The 5,232-nt window shown below is 61.0% G+C and carries 5 protein-coding genes and 1 tRNA gene; 1 reads left to right on the top strand and 5 read right to left on the bottom strand.

Annotated features, from left to right (window positions below; all coding sequences use genetic code 11):
* The 5 genes from EPO09_RS00745 to EPO09_RS00725 all read right to left on the bottom strand — a co-directional run.
* The coding region (locus EPO09_RS00745) for a ribose-phosphate pyrophosphokinase (RefSeq protein WP_290639201.1) at nt 1-695 on the bottom strand (695 nt) is incomplete at its 3' end.
* Nucleotides 696-885: 190 nt separating this feature from the next.
* Nucleotides 886-962: transfer RNA gene (locus EPO09_RS00740), tRNA-Gln, on the bottom strand.
* A 149-nt stretch (nt 963-1,111) separates the two neighbouring features.
* Complete coding sequence (ispE, locus tag EPO09_RS00735) at nt 1,112-1,996, bottom strand: 4-(cytidine 5'-diphospho)-2-C-methyl-D-erythritol kinase (protein WP_290639199.1); 885 nt, start codon at nt 1,994-1,996, stop codon at nt 1,112-1,114.
* A gap of 22 nt (nt 1,997-2,018) precedes the next feature.
* A complete protein-coding gene (locus EPO09_RS00730) occupies nt 2,019-2,639 on the bottom strand; it encodes a lipoprotein insertase outer membrane protein LolB (RefSeq protein WP_290639197.1) in 621 nt (206 codons plus the stop codon).
* Nucleotides 2,640-2,671: 32 nt separating this feature from the next.
* The gene (locus tag EPO09_RS00725; RefSeq protein WP_290639195.1) at nt 2,672-4,555 is read right to left on the bottom strand and encodes a tetratricopeptide repeat protein; all 1,884 of its coding nucleotides are present in this window, start codon (nt 4,553-4,555) and stop codon (nt 2,672-2,674) included.
* Nucleotides 4,556-4,645: 90 nt separating this feature from the next.
* Between EPO09_RS00725 and EPO09_RS00720 the strand changes: the two genes are divergently transcribed.
* The coding region (locus tag EPO09_RS00720) for a DNA-formamidopyrimidine glycosylase family protein (protein ID WP_290639193.1) at nt 4,646-5,232 on the top strand (587 nt) is incomplete at its 3' end.

The raw sequence follows: 5,232 nt of genomic DNA, 5'->3' as shown, positions 1-5,232 counted from the left end.
GCCTTGACCAGCGTGCCGGCGGTGTCGATCATGTCGTCCATGATCACGCAGTTGCGGCCTTCGATTTCACCGATGACGTGCATCACTTCGGACACGTTGGCCTTGGGGCGGCGCTTGTCGATGATGGCCAGGTCGCAGCCGAGCTGCTTGGCCAGGGCGCGGGCGCGCACCACGCCGCCGACGTCGGGCGAGACCACCACGAGGTCGGTGTAGTTCTTGGATTGCAGGTCGGACAGCAGCACCGGCGAGGCGTAGATGTTGTCGACCGGGATGTTGAAGAAGCCCTGGATCTGGTCGGCGTGCAGGTCCATGGTCAGCACGCGGGAAACGCCCACGGCTTCGAGCATGTTGGCCACGACGCGGGCCGAGATGGGCACGCGGGTCGAGCGCGGGCGACGGTCCTGGCGGGCGTAGCCGAAGTAGGGGATGACGGCCGTGATGCGCTGGGCCGAGGCGCGCTTGAGCGCGTCGACCATGATCAGCAGTTCCATCAGGTTGTCGTTGGTCGGGGCGCAGGTGGACTGCACCACGAACACGTCGCGGCCGCGCACGTTCTGCTGGATCTCGACGGTGGTTTCGCCATCGGAGAATCGGCCCACGGAGGCCTTGCCGAGCGAAACGCCGAGTTGGGTGGCGATTTCCTGGCTGAGGGCCGGGTTGGCGTTGCCAGTGAACAGAACGGTGTCGGAAAGCATGGCGGGCGTGACGGTGGTGGCTGCGAAAAACGTCTGCCCTTCACTTGCCCGTCGAGGAAGCCCGGCACGCACAGCTGGTGTGGTCACCAGAGGTTGCCTTGGCCATCGCCCAGACATCACCTTGATGGTGGCAGGCTTGGGGCAAGTCGATGATCAGCTCGGTTGTGTTCGGCCGACCATCTGGAAAGTTTGGCAGGGGAAGAAGGATTCGAACCCTCGTATGTCGGAATCAAAATCCGATGCCTTAACCAACTTGGCGATTCCCCTACTCAGGACACAGTACCTTGTCGTATTGCTACTTCACTGCACTGCAACCTTGTAAGCTGCACTCTTGTTCAGAGCCTCGCATTATAGCCTGTTTTTTGTGTCATTCAAGGCTGTTGTTCAAAATCTTCACATTTTGATTTGCGATTCAATCAGCTGATCGGATCAAGCAAATCAAGCAGTGGATGATGAACCAGACCGTGAGCAACACGACCGACCCATGCGTGATCATCCAGATTCACATCGGCTGGCTGGAAGATGGGTGGCTGCTGTGTCTCCGTGGTCACCCACGAAAAAACGGTACTGCCTGAGCCCGTCATCCGGCTGTTGCCGAAGCGTTTCTGCATGATTTCCAGTGTCTGGCTGATCTGACTGCTGTAAAGCTCTGCAGGTGTCTGCAAGTCGTTTCTGCCGAAGCACCGGGGCGCTGCAAGAAAGTCTTCGACTATAGCATGCTTTGTGTCGCGCTTCAAAAATTGATTGCCAAAAATCGCCACAGTGGGCACGGCAACAGGGGGTTTGAGCAGCGCGATGGGCGTGTCGAGCACGTCGGCTGGCAATGAAACTGGCGTGATCAATTCGCCGATGCCCTCGACCCATGCGTTGTGGCCTCGCACGAAGAAGGGCACATCTGCGCCCAACTTGACGGCCAGTGCTTCCAGCCTGGCGCGTGGCCAGTGCAGGCCCCATAGCTGATTGAGTGCCAGCAACACCGTGGCCGCGTCCGAACTGCCGCCGCCCAGGCCTGCGCCCCATGGCACTTCCTTGTGGATGCGGATGTCGCATCCTTGTGCGGTGCGGCTTTCGGTTTGCAGCAGGCGTGCGGCCTTCAGGCACAGGTCTTCTTCAGGCAGAGGCACATTCATGTCGTGGCGGCGCAACTGCCCGTCGCTTCGGGTGTCGATGTGCAGGGTGTCCTGCCAGTCGATCAGCATGAAAACGGACTGGAGCAAGTGGTAACCGTCCGGGCGACGGCCCGTCACGTGCAGGAACAGGTTGATCTTGGCCGGCGCGGGCAGGTTGTGCAGGCTGGGCATGGCGGTTGGTGGGGCAGAGGGCTCAGCGATCCAGATAGATCTTGAGTTGAACAGCGCGTTGCAAAGGCGTGGCTTCGCGGCTGGCGTGCAGCTTCTTTTCGGGCAATTCGCTGGTATCGATCAGCCACCCTTCCTGCACGAAGGTGTTGGCCTGGGGGCCTGGCAAGCTGGGGAGATCCTGGTCGGGTTGACCTTGCATCCATTGAATCAGTGAGCGCAGAGGCAGGCTCTCGCCTAGCGCGGAGACGCTCAAGGCTTCCAGGCTCTCAAAGCGCTGGCGTCCTTTGTCGTTGGTCAGCCAGACTTCGCCGGGTTGCCAGTTGACCTGCGCGATCTGGCTGCCCATGAGCGTCATCAGGTCCAGTTGGCCGACGTCGGTATTGCCTGAGAAGAAGAAGCCCAGACTCAGGCCTTTGGCTGCCTGGTTGGCGTGGGCCGCCAACTTGATGCTCATCTGTCCTTGCACGTCCAGCTTGGGGCGGGCGCGAGGTGGCTCTGCCGGCGGGGAGGGCAGGGCAGGCGTCGCGCTGGCTTGAATGGCGAGGGAGGCTGGCGCACAGCTGCCGCCTGAGCGCATTTGGGCGGCAATCGGATCGCTGTCAGGCAGGCTGCTGCATGCAACCAGACTCCAGGTCAGCAGCATGGCGAGCAGGTTTGGGAGGCTGCACGGCTTGATCACGGGGTGGCTTGAAACCGCTTCACGGTTTCTTTGAGCGTCTCGTTATCCGGGTCGCGTTTGCTGGCCTCCTGCCAGGTCTTGTTGGCTTCGTCTTTCTTGCCTTGGGCCCAGAGAACTTCACCCAGGTGAGCGGCGATCTCGGCATCGGGGCGTGTCTGGTAGGCCGAACTCAGCAGTCGCACTGCTTCGCTCAGATTACCGGCGCGGAATTCCAGCCAGCCCATGCTGTCCACGATAAAGGGGTCCGCAGGGCGCAGTTCAAGCGCTTTCTTGATCAACTGGCGAGCTTCGTCCAGTCGGACGCCTCGATCGGCCAGGCTGTAGCCCAGTGCATTGAAGGCGTTCGGGTTGTCCTGGGCCAATTCCATGGTTTTGCGCAACTGGGCTTCGGCTTCGGTGAATTTTTGAAGCTTTTCTGCCAGCATGGCCTGGTCGTAGAGCAGGTCGCTGTCATCGGGGAATCGCTTGGTGGCTTCATGCATCACCTTATAGGCCTCTTCAGTCTGGTGCGCGTCGCGCAACAGTTGAGCTTCGGCCTGGTACTTCATGACGGCATCACGAGGCTCCCCCTCTGGCAGGTCTCTGATGAGCTTGCGGGCCTCTGCCACCTTGTTTTGGCGGGCCAGCAACCGGGCCTTTTGAATCTGAATATTGGTGCGCTCGTTCTTGGGGTCCGCGCGGTCCAGCCAGCTCAGGGCTTCAGTCAGGTTGTTGCGTTGTTCGGCGACCTGTTCCATGTAGAGGTAGGTCTGGTCGATTTCGTTGGCATCAGGTGCTGGCGAAGACTGGGCGTCTCCCGCAGGTTTGCCCTCGGCGGGGATTTTGTTCAGTACCTGCTTTAATGCCACTTCGGCTTTGTCCGCCTGCTTGAGTTCCAGTCGAACTGCGGCCAGCGTGATCCATGAGCCATTTTGTTCGGGGTGCTCCTTGAGCAGCAGTTCAAGCTGCTGGGCGGCTTCATCCAGGCGCTGGAATCCAGCCAGCCTGCGGCCATAAGCCAGCCGCACGATGGGTGGTGCATCGGGGCGGGCCAACTGTTGCTTGACCAGGGTCTCGGCTTGAGGTGTGAGGTCCATCAGGCCGATGGCCACCAGGCCCGCGTTCAGCAGGTTGGGGCGCAGCGCGAGTGCTTTGTTCAAGGATGCGGTGGCCTTGTTGGCATCGCGAGCCTGCATCCATCCCTCGGCACTGGCGGACCAGGCTTCGGCCATTTCCAGCGGGGCTTGGCGCCAAGGTTGGGTGGCATCATCGATCACCTGTGCTGCAGCGTTTCTGTCCTGCAGTCGGGTCATGATCCGTGGCAAGGACAGGATCAGTTGAGGCTGCTGGAGCGTTGGCGTGAGCTGGATGAAGCTGCGCAGGGGCGCCACCAGATCGGCCGATCTGCCCATGGACAACAGGATGTCAGCGGTGTATTCCGACGCCTGGCGGGATTGGGGCAGGGCCTGGCGCCACGATTTGGCAGCGGTCAGTGCCAGTTCTGGCGAAATGGCGCGCCCGATCTCAACGGCGCGTTGGTAAAGCTGTGCGTCCTTGTGTTGCTTGGCTGACTCCAGGTAGGCCTGGTAAGCCGAGTTCATGTCGCCGTGCTGGAAAAGGTACTCCGCCACGAAGATCTGAAAGAAGGTGTTGGCGTCCATCGCCGAGTTTTGAACTGGCGGTTTGACGCTGGCTTCGGGGGCGACTGCCGCGCTGGCGGCCGGTGTTGGCGCAGTTGCGGTGCCGTCTTCCTCTGCAGCATGTGCGGCGCCAAGTGCACCGAGGGCGAACATGCCTGCACTCAGCCAGCGAGCGATGGGGGTGAGCCGCCCTGGGGGGCGAGCTTGGATGGCGGCGACTTGGGGCATCAGGCTGAGCAGATTGGCAAACGTGAGGGACATGTGGTCTCCAACAGATGTGGCCATTCTATTGATGTGGCGGCCCATCTTTTCTGTTCGAGTGGACCTGATTGACACCAGATAATTCCCTTCATGCCGGAATTACCTGAAGTCGAGGTCACTCGACAGAGTTTTGCTGATCGCATTGCAGGCGCCAGAGTTGAATCGATTCACATGGGCAAGCCGCTGCGCTGGCCGATCGGATGCGACGTGGATGCGCTGGCTGGCTGGTCTGTTGGCGAAGTGCGACGCCGGGGCAAGTATCTCTGGCTGCCTTTGTCGGGCCCCAGGGAGCGGCAAGGCGGGCTGCTGATTCACCTGGGCATGTCGGGCTCCTTGGCATACGGGCAATTGGCGCCCGCTGGCAAGCACGATCACTTCGAGATGATCACGGATCGCGGCACCCTGCGACTGACTGATCCGAGGCGATTTGGCGCGGTGATCTGGGGAGAATCCATGGATGCGGGCACGCCCGGCAAGTTGCTGGCTGGGTTGGGTTTGGAGCCCTTTGATGCCCAGTTGACCGGCGCCTACATGCGTGAACGCCTCAAAGGACGCCAGGTGTCGATCAAGCAGGCCTTGCTGGCTGGCGATATCGTGGTGGGGGCGGGCAATATCTATGCATGCGAGGCCTTGTTCCGCGCGGGAGTCGATCCCCGTGTTGCAGCAGGAAAAGTGAG

The sequence above is a fragment of the Aquabacterium sp. genome, assembly GCF_004297345.1.
Lineage (GTDB): Bacteria > Pseudomonadota > Gammaproteobacteria > Burkholderiales > Burkholderiaceae_C > Aquabacterium.
This window is presented reverse-complemented; position numbering and strand designations above follow the sequence as displayed.

What these genes read in the sequence shown, in the direction of transcription:
- ispE (WP_290639199.1), bottom strand. Translation starts at nt 1,996, where the DNA reads ATGCCCAGCCTGCACAACCTGCCCGCGCCGGCCAAGATCAACCTGTTC.
- EPO09_RS00730 (WP_290639197.1), bottom strand. Translation starts at nt 2,639, where the DNA reads ATGCTGCTGACCTGGAGTCTGGTTGCATGCAGCAGCCTGCCTGACAGC.
- EPO09_RS00725 (WP_290639195.1), bottom strand. Translation starts at nt 4,555, where the DNA reads ATGTCCCTCACGTTTGCCAATCTGCTCAGCCTGATGCCCCAAGTCGCC.